Raw genomic sequence first — 16,769 nt, 5'->3', positions numbered from 1 at the left:
TCTTCACTGCTCAGTATGGATGACGATGCCCTGCTGAGCAGCTAGACGGCTGTCTATGTAGCTAGCCAGCCAGATCAGCCCTGGCAGGCTCAGGTTAATCACCAGCAGGCGCACCAAATGGGAGGCGGTGACCAGTTCCACATCGTGCTGGAGCGAGAGAGCTATCCAGATCATTTCTGGGGAGCCACCCGGAGCCGCAATCAGCAAACAAGTGAGCCAGTCCCAGGGGGTCAGCGCTTTGGCGATCGCCGCCGTGAGCAGCCCCGCACTAAAGGTCAACGTGACCGGGATGATGGCCCGCGCTAGCGTGCCAAACGTGATGCGCGGGCTATTTGCCCAATATTCGCCAATCGTTGTGCCCAGCAAAATCTGGCCCACCACCTTGAGCAGCGGTGGCAGGCTAAAGCTGGCATCAGCGCCGCTGGGCAGTCCGGCAAACCAGTCCGCAAACCAGTCTGCAAAGCCCAGTGGCGCGAACCCCAGTCCTACTAGGATGGGGCAAAAGAAGGTGGCAACGGGAATGTTTAGCCGCGTGCCCAACTGGGCTGCGAGGGCTGCGGCCGTCAGCACGGCAGCTAGCTCTAGACCATTGCCCAGAGTCAGCCAGTGGGCATCGGGCAATAGGGCCGACAGGGTGCTGCGTAAATCGGTCGTGTGGGGAACCTGCGCCACCAGCGGAATCACGGCAATAATCGTGGTGAAGCGCAAAAGCTGCACCAGCGAGACGAATGCAGTGTTTTTGCTGTAGTCAGCAGCGATGCTGGCCATCACGCCGATATTGCCGGGGGTCGTTGCCAGCACGCCCGTTAACAGGTCTACTTTCTCTAGACGGGAATAGAAATAGCCAATCACCCCGCCGCTGACCAGGAGCGTCATCCCCAGCAGCACCAGCACAGGAATTTGGGACGACAGGCTGGATAGGGTAGATTGCCGAATCGAAAAGCCAATCGCTAGACCGATTAGCACCTGACCTATTTTTCGCAGGGTTTTGTTGGGCAGGGCAGGTCGATGAAACCAGGTGCGATCGCCATAAAAGACCAGCGCCCCGGCTGCAACACCGCCCAAAATCCACGCGCCGCCGCCCAGCCCCAGCATGATGAGCGCCAGCCCGACGAAACCCGCCAGCACCACTTCGGCGATCGCCCGCAACACCTGAACCCCAAGGCTACTTTCTAAATCAGCGGCGATCGCCTCAATCGTGTCTTCAGGTGGCTCAATCCGTGGCGCGGTCGGGTCTGTCATGCAGCAAAGGCAGGCGGTGAGAGAACACATCCCTGGCATTGAGTGTATAGCATTCACGATCCGCCAACCCCTGACGATTGACCGGCATTTCTAAAGCCGTCTGAAGCAGTCTGAAGCCATCTTGAGGTTGTGAGAGTCAGGATGGCGACAGCAATGGGGCTATGGGCGGATCGTCTCGCCTAGCTTATCGGCAATCCCCGCAATCCAGATTTCATCTTGGCGGGTGTAGCTGCGCGGCGCGTTGGCTGCGAGAATCATCACGCCGCGATCGCCCATCGGCTGGCAAATCACGCCCTGGGTATTGTCTGGCAGATAGTCAAACTCGATCTTGCCGGGATAGAGTTGCAGGTTCACCAGATAAATCGGCTTTTGGGTGTCGAGGGCGCGTTGCACAATCGGGCCGGGCTTTTCTAGCGTTTTGGGAACTAGCACGCCGCGCCGCAGCAGCACGCGCCCGTCTTGCCAAATGACGAGCGATCGCGTCACGGTGTTGGTCAGCAGCAGGTGTGAGGCCCAGGCCAGTTCTAGCTTGGCAGCGTCGGGCAGGTCGTCTGCCAGGTCAAACCCTTCTTCGCCGTTGAGGATGACCGCATCGGGCGATCGCGGCTGGATGCGCTGCCACAGCAGCCCCGTCAGGATCAGCACCGCGCTCAAAATCACCCCCACCACGTCCGACCGGGCTTGAAAATCCGTCAGATTTGACGTAGCCAGTCGGTTAATCAGCAGCAGCGTGCCGCCCAGCCCGCCCACCGCCAGCGGCATCAGGCGCAGCACCCGATTTGGATCAGCCTTGCTCACGAGATTTGCTCAACGCGCAATACCTAGCCTAAAACTGCGTAAACCTAAAACTGCATAAAACAGCGTAAAACTGCTCTAAACTTCGCCGTCGCTCTTTTCCTGGAAGCCCCGCACAATGCGCGATAGCTCGTTCTTTTCGTCTACCGAGATGCGAGTGGGCGAACCGCTGATGATCCGCTCAAAGTTGCGGAACGAGTCCTTAATCTCTGGTCCATTCTCGCTGATGATATATTCGCGGATGCCCTTGTCATGCCAGGAGCCACGCATCTTGAAGACGTTGATGGCGCGAGACATTTCGCCCCGGATCTCCACATATTGCAGCATCAAAATTGTGTCCGTAATCGTGGAAATGTGGGAATCGGTGATCGAGTGCGACCCCATAAACTGATCCGTGGTGTTGGTAAAGAAGCCCGTAATCTCCTCCTGCTTAGCATAGCCCGTCACGCCGATCACAAACTGCCGGAAGGCGTTATTGCTTACGCCCCGCGCCAGCGCCGAGAGCGAGTCAATGGCAATGCGCGACGGCTTGAACTCGGCAATTTCTGACTTAATAATTTGCAGGTGGTCTTCCAAACCCGCCGATTCGGGATAGGCGCAGATGATTTTGAGCAGGCCGCGCTGCTCCAGGTCTTCAAAGTCAATACCCCAGGAATAGGCGTTGCGCGAAAGCTGCGCCCGCGACTCTTCATAGGCAAACAGGATGGCGCGTTCGCCGTTCTGACAGGCGTTTTGCAAAAACATGCTGACCAGCAGCGTCTTGCCTGTCCCCGTTGCCCCGGTTGCCAGGATGATCGAGTCTTTGAAAAAGCCGCCGCCACACATCGAGTCCAGCGTTGCCACGCCAGACGACACGCGGGCATTGGAGGAGCGCTGGGTCAGGCGCATGGCTCCCAGGGGGAAGATATTGATGCCCTGATTGGTGATGGTGAAGGGATATTCGCCCTTCATGTGGGTAGTGCCGCGCAGCTTCAGGATTTCCATCGTGCGGCGGCGGCGTTCGCCCTCCAGCACGTTCCGCACAATGACCACATTGTCAGAGACAAACTCTTCGACCCCAAAGCGGGCAACGGGGCCGTATTCATCGACGCGCTCTGTCGTCATGATGGTGGTTGCGCCGACCTGCTTGAGGCGAGCCACCAGGCGAAAGATTTCGCGCCGCACCACAGAAACGGCGGCATATTGCTGAAACACTGCCGTTACCGAGTCGATCGAGACGCGCTTGGCTTTGTATTTTCGGATGGCGTATTGAATCCGCTCGATCAGCGCCGACAGGTCAAAGTTGCCGACGACTTCCTGCCCTTCGGGATCGGGCGAAGCATCAAGGATGAACAGCTTGCCGTCGTCGATCAGCTTTTGCAGATCCCAGCCAAAGCTGTAGGCGTTTTTGATGATGTCAGCAGGGGCTTCTTCAAAGGTGACGAAGATGCCTGCTTCGTCGAAGTGAGTAATGCCGTTGTAGAGGAACTGCACCGCAAAGAGGGTTTTGCCGGTTCCAGAGGTGCCGCTAACGAGCGTGGCGCGTCCGACTGGCAGCCCACCGTTGCTAATGTCGTCAAAGCCCTCAATCATGGTGCGAATCTTCTGGACACCCATGAGAGCCGCGCCGTTCTGCTGCTGTCCAGTCTGACTCGAATCGTTCATACCCAGATATCTACCAAAAATTTAGAAACTTTTAGAAACCTTGAAGACTCGAAACGAAGATTCAATGAGGTTTGCTGCTGGAATCGATGGGGCTGATGAGGCAGCTTTAGAAGACACGGGTCGTCGTGTAGGGTAGTCGTGTAGACGGGCGATCGCCCCATTCCCACACGCGGTCCAAAAACACAGCCAGTCCGGTAAAAACGCAGCCAGCACCCTACAGAAATCCCAGTCACTCTAGATTTCTGCTTCCTCTTCACCCAATTCATCATACAGAAGGTCAAGGCCGATCAAGACTTTTTCTCGGTCAGACAGATCGCCAATGATCTTGCGGACGGGGGGCGGCAGAATCTTAGCCAGGGTCGGCGTTGCCAGAATTTTGTCTTCCTCCGCAAGCTGGGGGTTCTTCAGCACGTCAATCACTTTGAGCGCGTAGACCCCCTGAAATTCATTCTCCAGGATGTGGTTCAGGGTTTTCAGCGCCCGCACGGAGTTCGGAGTATTCCCGGCAACGTAGAGCTTGAGGATGTAGGTTTTTCTTAGGGGACTCATGGGTTGATGGGAAAGGCAATCGAATAAAGAATATTGATATCAACCTGGGCGGATAGATAGTGAGACTTGCAACGAGCCAGCAAGGTTCAGCGGGTTCAGGCTTCGCGAGGAATCGAGCGGCGATACATCTCACACAAATGGGCAATCACATCGATCAAAGTCAGCCGATAGTCAAGCAGAATTTCGTCGTTGCGTCCCTCCAGTTTGAGCTGTTTGGCAAACTCATCCATTAACTCCATATGAATCTCAACGACCTGCGCCACTGGCACGTCGGCAAAAAACGCCAGGTTCACGAAGTTATCGATTTTTTCGTTGAGCTGTGAGTCTTCTATAAAGTAGCGGAGAATGATCTCTCGGTATTCGGCCTTAAGCTGTTCCAGAAATTCCTGCCGCTCTGGGGGGGGCATGTGTCGAAGGAAGTTTGCGGAATTACGCTTGTAGTAGACCCCCAGGTATCCCAGGCGTTCGCTCAACTTCTCAGAGAGGCGACGCTGCTGCTGAATCAGAGAGGAATGGGTCGTAAGCGTGCCAACCCGACTGGGGGTAGACGGATTCAAGCTGGAGGGGGTTGCAGACAGCTTGAGGAATTGGTTAATCGCCTTTTCGGTTAGATGTTCTAGCTCGGAGAACTGAGTCACCGGGACGTGCAGGATCGCCGAGTGGTAGGTGATGGCATCTGCTTCTTGCAGCAGCTCGTCGAAAATTGCATCGGCAGAGGGCACGGGCTGGAGGGGTTCCGGCTCTAGCACGATGGCAGGCAGAAAGATACTCCTCTGGCGAAGCTGAGAGAGGGCTGTTTTGAGGTCGGGGTTGTTCTCAAACAGCAGACAGTCAATCTGACGCTTTTCGCGCTGAACGTAGTCTAGAAAGAGGTCGAGCTGGTGGAAAGACGTGACCTGACATCGAGAGCGATCGCCCCCGATCATCATATCGCTTTGCCAAGCCTGCAAGAGTGAAGGAAGCAGGCTCTGGGGGTAGATTAACGCGCAGAGAGAGAGCAAGGGCGTGAGTCAGGGATTGCAATGAGCGAGTTGGCAAAAGTCTCAAAGATTTTGCAAGAAATCTGCAAAAAAGGTGATAGTTCTTAAGACAAAATCGTCGGGAAACGCAACATTTAGCACTAATGTTAGAAGTTTAACACTAGTTATCGGGGCAAACGTTTCCAATCCCTGGATCACACCACCATAATGAGTTTAGGACTTACGCAGTGGGACGATTTCTCGCGGGCGCAGCCCGCGAGAAATCGTCCAAAACCTAGAAAACTTATCGCAAGTGCGTAAGTCCTAGAGTTTATTGGGTTTAGTGGGTTTTAGGTTATGGCGCTCACCGACCCGGAGTTCTGCCTTGGTGCTATGCCCATTCCTCGATTGCGCGATTTTTTGGAACCCATGTTGTCAGTCTCTATCAAAGAGACGCTGATTAGGCTGATGGCTCAGGGTCGGCAGCAAGAGACAGCTGAGGCGATCGCCGTGGATGAACAGGGTGCGCCGCTGGGTCGGCTGCAAATCAGCCGTATCCTGACACTCTTGCACCTAGACCTGCCCCCCGGGGCGACCCCGCTGCTAGACACCAGCCTAGAAGATATTCTGATCGATCATCCTGCCCTGCTGCAACCGCTGACGGTGCTGCCAGCCGATTGGGAAGTGACCGAGGGCTGGCACTGGCTCCATGCCAGCGATCCGCCGTGGGTGCTGGTGGATGAGGCGGGCAAGGTGCTGGGCGCAGTAGATGCAATCGCCTTTTGGCGACATTTTGCCGTTCTGCCAGCGAGGGCTAATGGGCCGTCCGCTTTCGCTGCTCCCGACGCTCTGGCTGCTTTAGCATCACCGACCGACCCATCTTCTCCACCACATGCGCCTGAACCGCCCTCTGCACTGCCTACCGTCAAACCTGAGAATAGCGCGAGCGATCGCCCCTGGCAGATTGCCGTTGGCACGGCCTCGTCCCCCTTTGGGCGATCCAAGCACAAGGCTCAGCCAGCCCAGGGTGAACCGCCGCTGGGGTCGGGGCTGGTGGGGCTGGTCAAAGGGCTACCTGTGCCGATGATCCTGTGGCGAGCAGAGTCTGGAGGGGTGGCCTATAGCCAGGGTTGGCAGCAGCAGATTGGCGACGAACCCAAGGTGCTGGAGGCGATCGCCGCGATGGAGGAGGCCGACGTTGCTCAGACGGAGGTGCGGTTACCGCCGTTTTGCCGTCTCGAAGCAGAGCCACCCACCGGGCGGCCAAAACCTGCGGCAGCATGGCCGACCCACAGCCCCACCCACGGTTCCACCCACGGTTCCACTCATAGCCCTACTCAAAAAGCCCATACGCTGCACCAGCGAATCCCCAAAGAGCCAACCCCGACTCCGCCCAACCGCGTCTCTACCCTGCCGCCCTCGCCCCAGCCCCGCCATCTTCATCCCCAAGACATCCTTTCCGACAGCCCTGACGAGGAATATTTTCCAGACCGCGTGTGGCAATTGACCCGGTTCTCGTTGGGCAAAAGCAGCACGCCAGACCTCCCGCCCCTCTGGCTGGTGATTGCTCAAGATGTAACCGAGCAGCACCAGATGGCGCGAGAGTTGGCCGCAAAAACCGCTGAGCTGGCCCAGCTTAACCGCCTCAAGGACGAGTTCTTGTCCTGCATCAGCCACGAGCTAAAAACGCCGCTGACGGCGGTGCTGGGTCTATCGAGCCTGCTCAAGGAGCAGCTAGTTGGGCCCCTCAACGATCGCCAGGCCCGCTATGCCCAACTGATCTATCAGAGCGGTCGCCACCTGACGCTGATTGTGAACGACATTCTGGATCTGACCCGGATCGAAACTGGGCAGCTTGAGCTAAATCTGGAGTCTGTCGAGCTAGCTTCCATCTGTCATCGGGCCTATGAGCAGGCCCGCCAGCTTCATCAGGAAGTCTCTGTGTCTGAAGCCGGAAAAGCCGCCGAGACGCTTGAAGAACCAGAATTTAGCCTGAGCATTCAGCCGGGGCTAAGCGAAATGACAGCGGATGACCTGCGGTTGCGGCAAATGCTGACCAACCTGCTCTCCAACGCGCTCAAGTTTACGCCGACGACGGGCAAGGTGGGGCTGGAAGTGACTACTTGGGATGGCTGGGTGGCTTTTACGGTTTGGGATACGGGCATTGGCATCGCGGCAGATAAGCAGCATCTCATCTTCCAAAAATTTCAGCAGCTTGAAAACCCCTTAACGCGACGGTTTGAAGGCACTGGGTTGGGATTGGTGCTGACGCAGCGCCTTGCCCGACTGCACGGTGGCGACGTTACCTTTATCTCTGAGGAAGGCAAGGGCAGTCGCTTTACGGTGCTGCTGCCCAAAGATTTGCAGCCCCGGCCGACCAAACTGCCGCTTCATGCATCCCGAAAACTTCAGCAGCGGCTTGTGCTGGTGGCTGAGACGGGCACGGCCCGAATTGAGGTGCTGGATACTGGTTTGCGCCAGTTGGGCTATCGGGTGGCGATCGCCCGCAGCGGCACCGAAGCCCTAGAAAAAGTGCGGCGGCTCCAGCCTGCGCTGGTGATTTTGAATCCGAATCTGCCGCTGCTGTCGGGCTGGGACGTGCTAACGCTGCTCAAGGCCGGCATCGATACTCGCACCACGCCCGTCATCTGGAGCGGCAGCACGGAGGAAAAACCGAGAGCGATCGCCTACGGGGCCAGCGCTTGCCTGAGTTATCCCATCCACCCTGAGTCTCTTCGCAAGAGCATTCTGGAAGCCACCCAGACACCGGATGAGTGGTCGCCGATTCCTGCCAATCGCCTGACCGTGCTGCATCTGCGTCTGTCGCCCCAGGCGCTTGCTGCCGACGGCCCCAGCGTGTCGGAGCTACTGCACAGCTACCCCTACCGGGTGGTGGAGGTGAGTGATCTTGACCAGGCAGATTTGCTGGCGCGGGTCTGGAAGCCCCATGTGGTCGTGCTAGAAGGCAGCCTGCCTGATCCCACGACCTATTTCAAACATCTCTATGAACATACGGTGCTGAGTACCGTGCCGATGATTACCCTCACTCCGGAAACCACCCAATCTGCCAACCGTGTGCCGGGGCTGACGGTGTTTCCCTGTCTGGCACCGCTGACCCCCGTCGATGCGTTTGGCGCGGTCGAAGAATCGGCGCTGTTTCAGGTCATTCAGGTGGCAAGCGGGCGTGCGTGAGTCTTGGAGTCGGTTCTCGAAGGCATCTCACCCGTCCATCCTGTGGTTTTCTGTCACGTTTTCTAGTGCCTGCCTATGCTCCTGTTCCACATTACAACTCAACCCCAATGGCAGCAGGCCCAGGTGTTGGGCGAGTATCGGGCCCCCAGTTTGGACGCAGAGGGCTTTATGCACTGTTCCACCGCAGCGCAAATTAATTGGGTGGCGAATACTTTCTTTGCGGGGCAGAAGGGATTGGTGCTGCTGTGGATTGAGGGCGATCGCCTCCAGTCTCCGCTTCAGTATGATGAGGTAGCGGGCGTGCCCGTGGACCGCCACTTTCCCCACGTCTACGGCCCGCTCAATCTGGATGCCGTGGTGCGCGTGGAGCCGCTGCAACCTAGCGCAGACGGATCATTTGCGATCGCCCTTGCGCCTCAGTAGCGCGTTTCGTGCCTAATCTTGCGTGCCTAATCTACAGATTTGGGATCTGGCGGCAAATCGGCAGAAACAGATTGCAACTGACTGATGGGCGCGATTGTTTTGATCACAGGCGCTTTGATCAACTGATGGGCGATCGCCTCTAGCGCAAGACTGAGCGGATGGTCGGGATAGGTCGGGTAAAACAGCCCACTGCTGCCCAGCGCCAGCATCTCATCCACCATCGGCAACACGCCAATCAGGGCCTTGCCATAGCTACGCTCCAGCTTGCGCCAGACTTCTCCCAGCCTATAGGCAGGCGGCACCTGGTTAGCCAATAGCCAGACTTGAGGGACTTCTAGTGTGCGAGCAATGTCCATCCGCACGGCCAGGCTTTGAAACTCGGTCGCATCCAGCCCCAGCACCAAAACAACTGCATCGGACACTGCCATCCATAGCATTGTGCCTTCGTCCAGTTCGGGGTAAGTGTCGATGAGCAAAAACTCTAGCCCCAGTCGCTCTGCCACGGTGCGGAGTCCCTGCCCCAAAGGGTCGGGATCGTAGCCCTGCTGAAGACACCGCTGCACATCCCGTACCCGCAGGTCGGGCGGCACTAGGCACAGATCGCCCCCCAGCAGCAGCACAGTGCCTTGGCCTATTGGAATAGCAGTACTTGAAAAGGGTAGCGGGCGATCGCCTGATGCGGCATCGCTCGCCCAGTTGCTCCACACGTCCTGATTGATCGCCATATCGTCCAACGCAGCCGTTCGACCAAACAGGGCATGAATTCCCGGCGCAGCGCCATCGGCATCCAGAACGCCCACACGGTAGCCCTGGGTGGCCATGCAAGCTGCCAAATTTGCCGTCAGATTGGTTCTGCCGACCCCGTGGCGACAGGACTGGAGCGAAATCAACGTGGGCATGGAGGGGCAACCCCGTTATTTCTCACGTTATTTCTCATCAGTATGACGAAGTTTTGCAGGAATAGGATGAATCCCTGCTGCATCGGCCGAGTTTCGGCTTCAGGTGCTAAGCACTGCCTCCGCCTGATTTTGTAGCAGCAGACCATATTCCAGCCCCTCCACCACCGCCTGATAAGACGCTTCGATGATGTTGGTAGACACGCCCACGGTCGTCCAGCGCTGGTGGCCATTGCTCGACTCTACCAGCACGCGAGTTTTGGCCGAAGTCCCCGCGCCGCCATCGAGAATCCGCACTTTGTAATCCGTCAGGTGGAATTGGGCGATCGCCGGATAAACATTCACCAGCGCCTTCCGCAGGGCTGCATCCAGCGCCGACACGGGGCCATTGCCCTCAGCCGCCTCCAGATAGTCCTTGCCGTCAATCCGGACCTTGATCGTTGCCAGCGCGTAGGAATTGCCGTCATTCATCTCTGGAGCCATATCGCACCGCGCCTGAAAGCCCTGTAGCTCAAAGAACCGCTGCCGCTGCCCCAGCGCCTCCCGCATCAGCAGCTCAAAGCTAGCCTCCGCCGCTTCAAACTGATACCCTTCGTTTTCCAGCGTTTTCAAGTGCTGCAAAATATGGCGACAGGTGGGGTCATCCTTTTCTAGCTCGATGCCAAAGCTGCGGGCCTTGGCCAGCACATTGCTCAGCCCGGCCTGGTCAGAAATCACAATGCGGCGGCGGTTGCCCACCTGCTCTGGGCGGATGTGTTCGTAGGTCAGCGGGTTGCGCTCTACGGCGCTGACGTGGATGCCGCCCTTGTGGGCAAAGGCAGAGAGTCCCACAAACGGCGCGTGGTCGTCTGGGGCCAGATTGACAATCTCGCTGATCAGGCGGCTGGTGTCGGTCAGTTTGGCCAGTTGCTCCTCACGGACGCAGGCATAGCCCAGCTTCAGTTGGAGATTGGGGATCAGCGTGCATAGGTTGGCATTGCCGCAGCGCTCGCCGTAGCCGTTGATCGTGCCCTGCACCATGCGTGCGCCCTCGCCCACGGCTGCCAGGGCATTGGCCACCGCCGTGCCAGAGTCATTGTGGGTATGGATGCCGATTTGCGGGGCAGGGCGATCGGGGTCGAGCGGGTGGCTGGCCAGATGATTGACGATATACTTGGACACCGCGCGGGTAATCGTGGCCACATCTTGGGGCAGCGTGCCCCCGTTGGTGTCACAGAGGACGAGCCATTCCGCCCCTCCGGCAATCGCCGCCCCCAGGGTTTCCAGCGCATAGTCAGGATTTTGCCGATACCCGTCAAACCAATGCTCCGCGTCGTAGATCACGCGCCGCCCCTGGCTGCGGAAATAGCTCAGCGTGTCGCGGATCATCTCCAGGTTTTCATCCAGCGTGGTCTTCAGCCCTTCGATAACGTGCAGATCCCACGACTTCCCAAACACCGTCACCCAGCGCGTCCCCGCCGACAAAATCGGTTGCAGCATCGGGTCTTCGGCAGCGGTGCGCCCCGGTCGGCGAGTAGAACAGAAGGCCACAATTTCCGCCTGAGACAGCGGTTCTTCCTTGATTTGCCAGAAAAACTGCACGTCTTTGGGGTTCGCGCCTGGCCAGCCGCCTTCGATAAAGGGAATGCCCATCTGGTCAAGCTGGTGGGCGATTCGCAGCTTGTCTTCTAGGGAAAGCGACAGCCCTTCTCGCTGGGCACCGTCGCGCAGGGTGGTGTCGTAAATCCAGATCGGTTCGGCAGTGGTCATTGAGAGGTGCGGGGTTAGAGGGTAGAAATCAGGAGAAATCAGGAGGATAAGGGCAAACCTTGTGTTTCCCAAACGCTTCAAAAGATTTTTCAAAAGACTCCCTGAGGGAGGTGAATGCAAGTCAAAAAGGAATGTTAAAGTTCAGATGGAGTTTAGATGGACAAATGTATTTCAGTATTCGTGTATTCGGCTGATTTTGCAGAGTTCCAGCCCTCAGAGCCTTGATTTTTCAGAGCCTCGATTTTGAGGGTGCTACCGAACTGCTCCAGCCAGGTCGTCCTGTTTCCTAGCCGTACCAGGTCTATACCGCCAGTGCAGACTTGAGGAAAACCGTCTGAGGACAAAGTAGGAAACTATCTCCGTCAGATCCTATTACAGCAGGGGATTGACCTTCATAACAAATTGGCTTTCATAACAATTGGTTGAGTGGGTTGGTTTAGTGGGTTTAGTCTGAATCATGCGTTTGAGCAACGGGCGTGAACTGGGGGCTAGCAGTACTCGCGCCATGCAGGCAGAGGGGGCTGGGGCAATCTGGGACTGGCCAGGCTGGGATGGTCTTCCCAGATTGTCTAGTCTGGGATTGTCTGGGATGGGATTTTCCAGATTGGGCACGGCCGTCGCTGTCTTCCAATTCTCCCACGAAGGTTCGGCGGTTGGCTTGCCAGACTGAGGTGTTAGGGGTGTTAGGCAACTTATGGAAGTCGGGCAGTTTGCGGTTAGGCAGTTTGCGGTCGGGCAGTTTGCAGTTAGGCAGTTTGCGGATGAAGTTTACGGTGAAGGATGACGGGGGCTGGAGGGCGATCGCCCTCTATGTCCAAATTCAAATCCAAAGGAAGTATGGACTAGGGGCTATTTTGGGGAGCAGGTCATGCTGTTAACTGCTGAGTTTCTTGGATTTCTCATCGCGTTTTTGATCCTGGCTGCCTTGGTCAACATCCTGGCAAAGGATTGGTATCGCTATCTAGGCTTTGGGCTGCTGGTGTTTTTCGCGCTGACGATTTTCCAGACCCGCTGGCCCATTTCGTTCACGCCACCATCCCTGCGTCCAACGCGGGAACAGCCTCCTGCGGCTCAGGCTCCTGCCAACCTGCCCTCGACCCGGACTCAGGTCAATCCCCAAACCGTTCCCCAAGCCACCAATCAGGCTCCTAGCCGCAGCACCCAGGATATGGGCGGCCCCATCTACGGCGATGGCCCCATCTATGGCGACGGCCCCATCTACGATGGCATGGGGGGGCCATCTGGGGTCTATTATGGCGACGGCTACTATTACGACGGAACCTACTATTACGGCTCTGGTGGCCGCGGCCCAATTCGAGCGCTGTGGTAATCCGGCGGAGTTGAGGCGGACGTAATGCCGCAAGCTATCGGAGGGCAGCCGTCCGGCATAGACTTGAGAAAGCGAGATGGGAACGCGGCATGATAGGCACGATACATCGAGATGTCGAGTGAACTCTGGAGGGGGCTAGCTGCATGAATACAATCTCTATCGTGGGTTTCATTCTCATCATCCTGGTGTTGGGTGCTTTGATTAATACGCTGGCAACCGGGGCAGTGCGGCTGATTGCGTTTTCTGTGCTGGGGGTGATCGCCGCGCTGTTGCTGTCCAATGCAGTCAGAAATCCCTCCGCTACCCTATCGCTACCCAGGCTTCCCATTCCCAATATCTTTCGCACCAGTCAGCAGACCCAGCCCGCTCCCAGCCCTGCTGCGGTTGGGGGGGAAGCCACAACCCCCGCCGGAGAAACGCCCGTTCAGCAGGCTCCTGCCTCAGTCGGCGGTGAGGCCACCTTTTCGCCTGATCCCGGCAGCTTTCCACAACCAGACTCGACCTTCCAGCCCCAACCCGCCCCAGCGGCTCCAGCGCAGACACCCGTTAGGGGTCTATGGTAGGGTAGTGGACTGTTTCACCCCCCTCCTTCTGCTGTAGATATGAACTCGGCCTCTGATGTGCTGATTATTGGCGGCGGTGCAGTTGGACTGGCGATCGCCGTAGAGTTAAGACTGCGTGGTATGTCGGTGACGCTGCTCAGCCGCGACTTTAAGCAAGCCGCCAGTCATGCCGCTGCCGGAATGCTGGCTCCCCGCGCCGAGCATCTCGACGGGCCGATGCTCGACCTGTGTTTGCAAAGCCGTGCCCTCTATCCTGACTGGACGCAAAAACTCGAAGACTTGACCGGACAATCCACAGGCTACTGGCCCTGCGGCATTTTGTCCCTAGAACTCGCCATTGAGGGTTCGTCCCCACGCCAACGCGCCCATCTGCCCTCTCCCCAATCCTCCCCTTATCTCGACACTGCGGCCATCCACCTGGCTCAGCCGGGGCTGGGCGATCGCGTCGTGGGCGGCTGGTGGTATGCCGAAGATGGGCAGGTAGACAATCGGGCGCTGACGCTGACGCTGCGGCTGGCGGCGGAGTCGCTGGGGGTGGAGTTGCACGAAGGCGTGGAGGTGCTGGGGCTAGAGCAGCGTGGGGAGCAGGTGGTCGGCGTGCAAACGAGTGCGGGCCTGTGGCGATCGCCCCACTACGTCTTGGCGACGGGGGCCTGGAGCCGTGCCCTGCTCCCCGTGCCCGTACAGCCGCGCAAGGGGCAAATGTTTTCGGTCATGGTTCCCCCTAGCGCAATGGCCAGCGCAACGGCGGAACTCCCGCTCCAGCAGGTGCTGTATGCGCCCGGAGCCTATATCGTGCCCCGGCGTGACGGGCGCATCGTGGTGGGGGCAACCAGCGAACCCGTTGGCTTTATGCCTGGAAACACGCCTGCGGGCCTGAACGAGCTGCTGGCGGGGGCGATCGCTGTCTATCCTGCCCTGCAGCACTTCCCAATTCAAGAAACCTGGTGGGGCTTTCGTCCTGCAACGCCCGACGAGATGCCCATCCTCGGCCCTGGCCCCTGCGACAATCTCACACTCGCCGTCGGGCACTATCGCAACGGCATTTTGCTCACGCCGATCACCGCCCGCCTAATTGCCGACTGGGTGTGTCATCAGCAGGCTGACCCGCTGCTGGCTGCCTTCTCTTGGCGGCGATTTCAAGCGGGCGCTGGCTCGCTGTCTGCTCCAGTTCCCCAGCCATCTTCCTCCCAAGCCTCTCCCCCATTCTTAAATTCCGCTGCCATGATCCAAACTGCTACACCTGCTGACCCGATTTCCGCCGAAGTTCCCCTTGCATCCACGTCAACGCCTGATCCAAAGCCGCTGATCATTGCCGGACGCGAATTCCGGTCGCGGCTGATGACGGGCACGGGCAAATATGCCAATTTCGACCTGATGCGCCGCAGCATTGCCGCCAGCGGCAGCGAAATCGTGACGGTGGCGGTGCGCCGTGTGCAGACCAACGCGCCAGGGCATGAAGGCTTGGGCGAGGCGCTGGATTGGAAAACGCTGTGGATGTTGCCCAATACCGCAGGCTGCAAGACGGCAGAAGAGGCGATCCGTGTTGCCCGACTGGGGCGGGAAATGGCGAAACTACTGGGGCAGGAGGACAATCATTTCGTGAAGCTGGAAGTGATTCCCGATGCCAAATATCTTCTGCCTGACCCGATTGGCACACTCCAGGCGGCGGAGCAGTTGGTGAAGGAAGGCTTTGCCGTGTTGCCCTACATCAACGCCGACCCGCTGCTGGCCAAGCGCCTAGAAGAGGCGGGCTGCGTGACGGTGATGCCGCTGGGTTCCCCGATTGGCTCTGGTCAGGGCATTCGCAACGCTGCGAACATTCAAATCATCATCGAAAATGCCAGCGTGCCTGTTGTCGTGGACGCAGGGATTGGTGCGCCCAGCGAGGCCGCTCAGGCGATGGAAATGGGGGCCGATGCGCTGTTGATCAATACGGCGATCGCCCAGGCGCAAGATCCCGTCCTCATGGGTCACGCAATGGGCTTGGCGACCCAGGCCGGCCGTCTGGCCTATCTCTCGGGCCGCATCCCGGTGAAAAGCTGCGCCAGCGCAAGCTCGCCGCTGACGGGCACAGTGACGGGATGACGGGATGGCGAGGTGACGGGGAATAGGGTCGGGCGATCGCCCCTGATCCCTAGCCCCCAAGCCCGCCAGTCTGCTCTCGTCCAATTAGCTCTGGCAAGCGGCCGGTTCCAGGAAGCGACTTGGCATCCGTCGTGGCCATGTGCCCGGTGTAGAATGCGCCACCTTCGATGTCAATCGCGCCAGCCGTCACGTCGCCTTCCAGGCGGGCGGTTTTGCTGACTGACAGTTTGCCATCTACCATGAGACGCGCCTTGACCACACCGTGAATAATCAGGTTGCGGGCGCGAATTTCCAGCCCTTCAACCAACCCGGTGTGCGACACTTCCATATCGCCCAGAACTTCCACATTGCCGTGGACAATGCCATCGACCCGCAGGTTGCCTTCCAGGTGAATATCGCCATTGATCTCGCACTTTTCACCCAGATAGGTCAACGAACCCGATGAAACCGCTGGCTTGCGTGCAAAAAACATCTTTCAATAACCCCCCAAACTGAGTTGCGTTGTCCCTCTACCCTGCACGAAATAACCTGCACGAAATAAATTGACTCCTCTAGGCAGAATTCTACAGCAGACCCAGCTTTGTACTATCAAAGCGGATACGCTCAAAGCGGATACGTTTGGCTGGTCAAGGCTGATCGAGAAAGTCAACACGACATCTAGAGAGATCTGAAGAACTACTGACGCGGTGCTTTAAGACGTAGATGCGCTGCTTCCAGCTAAATCCTACTCCAGATAATCTTTGGGGTCGATGGGCTGATCGTTGTAATACACCCCGTAATGCAGGTGGGGACCGCTGGAGCGTCCGGTGCTGCCTAGATAACCCACAAGGCGATCGCGCTCGATTTTCGCCCCCGCCTCGACCTCAACCTTGGTCATGTGGGCATAGAGCGTGCGGTAGCCATAGCCATGATCCACAATGACGTGATAGCCATAGCCGCCCTGCGACCAACCCGCCGTCACAACTCGCCCCGGAGCCGTTGCATGAATCGGCGTGCCGTAGGCTGCGGTAAAGTCCATCCCCTGGTGTAGCTCGTAGCCGCCGCCAAAGGGGTTGCGTCGTAGCCCAAACTCGGAAGAAATCTCCACACCTCGCCCTTTTAGCGGAACTCCCTTGGGGCGTGCGTCTTCGCGGATCAGCGTCTTTTCCAGCGCAGGCTGCACCCGCTGCTGCAACTTTTGGAGCAATCCAGGAATTTGCGCCTGGGCCGCTTGCAGCATTAGCTCCGGCGGCACTGCCTGCGGGAGTCCACCCTGGAAGTTGCTGCTTTCGGACTGTCGAACGGGAGGACGCAGGGGGCGATCGCCCGCCGACTCAGCCTCAGCAGTCCCAGAATCGTC

14 protein-coding genes are annotated in these 16,769 nt (G+C 58.2%); 5 read left to right on the top strand and 9 right to left on the bottom strand.

The genetic code is table 11. The features are described from left to right. Positions 1-3: 3 nt before the first annotated feature. The 5 genes from IGS51_RS02830 to IGS51_RS02810 form a co-directional block, all read right to left on the bottom strand. Positions 4-1,242: an AbrB family transcriptional regulator gene (locus IGS51_RS02830; RefSeq protein WP_297075630.1), complete on the bottom strand. Its 1,239-nt coding sequence runs from the start codon at positions 1,240-1,242 to the stop codon at positions 4-6. A 159-nt stretch (positions 1,243-1,401) separates the two neighbouring features. Beyond that, positions 1,402-2,040 (bottom strand): cofactor assembly of complex C subunit B, encoded by a 639-nt coding sequence (locus tag IGS51_RS02825; RefSeq protein WP_297075628.1) that lies wholly within the window; start codon positions 2,038-2,040, stop codon positions 1,402-1,404. A 75-nt stretch (positions 2,041-2,115) separates the two neighbouring features. Continuing rightward, entirely contained in the window at positions 2,116-3,681 is a 1,566-nt protein-coding gene (kaiC, locus tag IGS51_RS02820; protein WP_172356476.1) for a circadian clock protein KaiC, read from the bottom strand. Positions 3,682-3,915: 234 nt separating this feature from the next. Further along, positions 3,916-4,230 carry a circadian clock protein KaiB gene (gene kaiB / locus IGS51_RS02815; protein WP_068507005.1) on the bottom strand — a complete coding sequence of 105 codons (315 nt, stop codon included), beginning with the start codon at positions 4,228-4,230 and terminating at the stop codon, positions 3,916-3,918. A 95-nt stretch (positions 4,231-4,325) separates the two neighbouring features. Beyond that, positions 4,326-5,180, bottom strand: a complete 855-nt coding sequence (locus IGS51_RS02810; protein WP_297075623.1) for a circadian clock protein KaiA — start codon at positions 5,178-5,180, stop codon at positions 4,326-4,328. A gap of 366 nt (positions 5,181-5,546) precedes the next feature. Between IGS51_RS02810 and IGS51_RS02805 the strand changes: the two genes are divergently transcribed. Both IGS51_RS02805 and IGS51_RS02800 read left to right on the top strand, forming a co-directional pair. Continuing rightward, positions 5,547-8,381: an ATP-binding protein gene (locus IGS51_RS02805; RefSeq protein ID WP_297075621.1), complete on the top strand. Its 2,835-nt coding sequence runs from the start codon at positions 5,547-5,549 to the stop codon at positions 8,379-8,381. Positions 8,382-8,456: 75 nt separating this feature from the next. Further along, positions 8,457-8,804, top strand: a complete 348-nt coding sequence (locus tag IGS51_RS02800) for a DUF952 domain-containing protein (RefSeq protein WP_297075619.1) — start codon at positions 8,457-8,459, stop codon at positions 8,802-8,804. Positions 8,805-8,830: 26 nt separating this feature from the next. Here the strand turns inward: IGS51_RS02800 and IGS51_RS02795 are convergent, their stop codons facing one another. Together IGS51_RS02795 and cimA are read right to left on the bottom strand one after the other, a co-directional pair. Continuing rightward, the gene (locus IGS51_RS02795) at positions 8,831-9,703 is read right to left on the bottom strand and encodes a P-loop NTPase (RefSeq protein ID WP_297075616.1); all 873 of its coding nucleotides are present in this window, start codon (positions 9,701-9,703) and stop codon (positions 8,831-8,833) included. Between the two features lie 99 nt (positions 9,704-9,802). Beyond that, entirely contained in the window at positions 9,803-11,449 is a 1,647-nt protein-coding gene (gene cimA, locus IGS51_RS02790) for a citramalate synthase (RefSeq protein WP_297075613.1), read from the bottom strand. An 868-nt stretch (positions 11,450-12,317) separates the two neighbouring features. On the opposite strand from cimA, the gene IGS51_RS02785 reads away from it, so the two are divergent. From IGS51_RS02785 to thiO, 3 genes are all read left to right on the top strand, one after another. After that, positions 12,318-12,779 (top strand): hypothetical protein, encoded by a 462-nt coding sequence (locus tag IGS51_RS02785; RefSeq protein WP_297075611.1) that lies wholly within the window; start codon positions 12,318-12,320, stop codon positions 12,777-12,779. A gap of 143 nt (positions 12,780-12,922) precedes the next feature. Then, positions 12,923-13,342, top strand: a complete 420-nt coding sequence (locus tag IGS51_RS02780) for a hypothetical protein (RefSeq protein ID WP_297075609.1) — start codon at positions 12,923-12,925, stop codon at positions 13,340-13,342. A 39-nt stretch (positions 13,343-13,381) separates the two neighbouring features. Next, complete coding sequence (gene thiO / locus IGS51_RS22275) at positions 13,382-15,430, top strand: glycine oxidase ThiO (protein ID WP_367279241.1); 2,049 nt, start codon at positions 13,382-13,384, stop codon at positions 15,428-15,430. A 49-nt stretch (positions 15,431-15,479) separates the two neighbouring features. Here thiO and IGS51_RS02765 read toward each other — a convergent pair whose 3' ends face one another. Both IGS51_RS02765 and IGS51_RS02760 read right to left on the bottom strand, forming a co-directional pair. Further along, a complete protein-coding gene (locus tag IGS51_RS02765; RefSeq protein WP_172356458.1) occupies positions 15,480-15,902 on the bottom strand; it encodes a polymer-forming cytoskeletal protein in 423 nt (140 codons plus the stop codon). 252 nt (positions 15,903-16,154) lie between these two features. Further along, positions 16,155-16,769 (bottom strand): M23 family metallopeptidase (locus IGS51_RS02760; RefSeq protein WP_297075606.1); only part of this gene is annotated, 615 nt, incomplete at its 5' end.

Source organism: Thermoleptolyngbya sp. M55_K2018_002 (assembly GCF_015295965.1).
In the GTDB taxonomy this organism is placed as follows: Bacteria; Cyanobacteriota; Cyanobacteriia; order Elainellales; family Elainellaceae; genus Thermoleptolyngbya; species Thermoleptolyngbya sichuanensis.
Note: the sequence above shows the minus strand (reverse complement) of the source record. Positions and strands in the feature narration are given on the sequence as shown.

What these genes read in the sequence shown, in the direction of transcription:
- IGS51_RS02780 (WP_297075609.1), top strand. Translation starts at nt 12,923, where the DNA reads ATGAATACAATCTCTATCGTGGGTTTCATTCTCATCATCCTGGTGTTG.
- cimA (WP_297075613.1), bottom strand. Translation starts at nt 11,449, where the DNA reads ATGACCACTGCCGAACCGATCTGGATTTACGACACCACCCTGCGCGAC.
- IGS51_RS02765 (WP_172356458.1), bottom strand. Translation starts at nt 15,902, where the DNA reads ATGTTTTTTGCACGCAAGCCAGCGGTTTCATCGGGTTCGTTGACCTAT.
- thiO (WP_367279241.1), top strand. Translation starts at nt 13,382, where the DNA reads ATGAACTCGGCCTCTGATGTGCTGATTATTGGCGGCGGTGCAGTTGGA.
- IGS51_RS02795 (WP_297075616.1), bottom strand. Translation starts at nt 9,703, where the DNA reads ATGCCCACGTTGATTTCGCTCCAGTCCTGTCGCCACGGGGTCGGCAGA.
- IGS51_RS02805 (WP_297075621.1), top strand. Translation starts at nt 5,547, where the DNA reads ATGGCGCTCACCGACCCGGAGTTCTGCCTTGGTGCTATGCCCATTCCT.
- kaiB (WP_068507005.1), bottom strand. Translation starts at nt 4,230, where the DNA reads ATGAGTCCCCTAAGAAAAACCTACATCCTCAAGCTCTACGTTGCCGGG.
- IGS51_RS02785 (WP_297075611.1), top strand. Translation starts at nt 12,318, where the DNA reads ATGCTGTTAACTGCTGAGTTTCTTGGATTTCTCATCGCGTTTTTGATC.
- IGS51_RS02800 (WP_297075619.1), top strand. Translation starts at nt 8,457, where the DNA reads ATGCTCCTGTTCCACATTACAACTCAACCCCAATGGCAGCAGGCCCAG.
- IGS51_RS02830 (WP_297075630.1), bottom strand. Translation starts at nt 1,242, where the DNA reads ATGACAGACCCGACCGCGCCACGGATTGAGCCACCTGAAGACACGATT.
- kaiC (WP_172356476.1), bottom strand. Translation starts at nt 3,681, where the DNA reads ATGAACGATTCGAGTCAGACTGGACAGCAGCAGAACGGCGCGGCTCTC.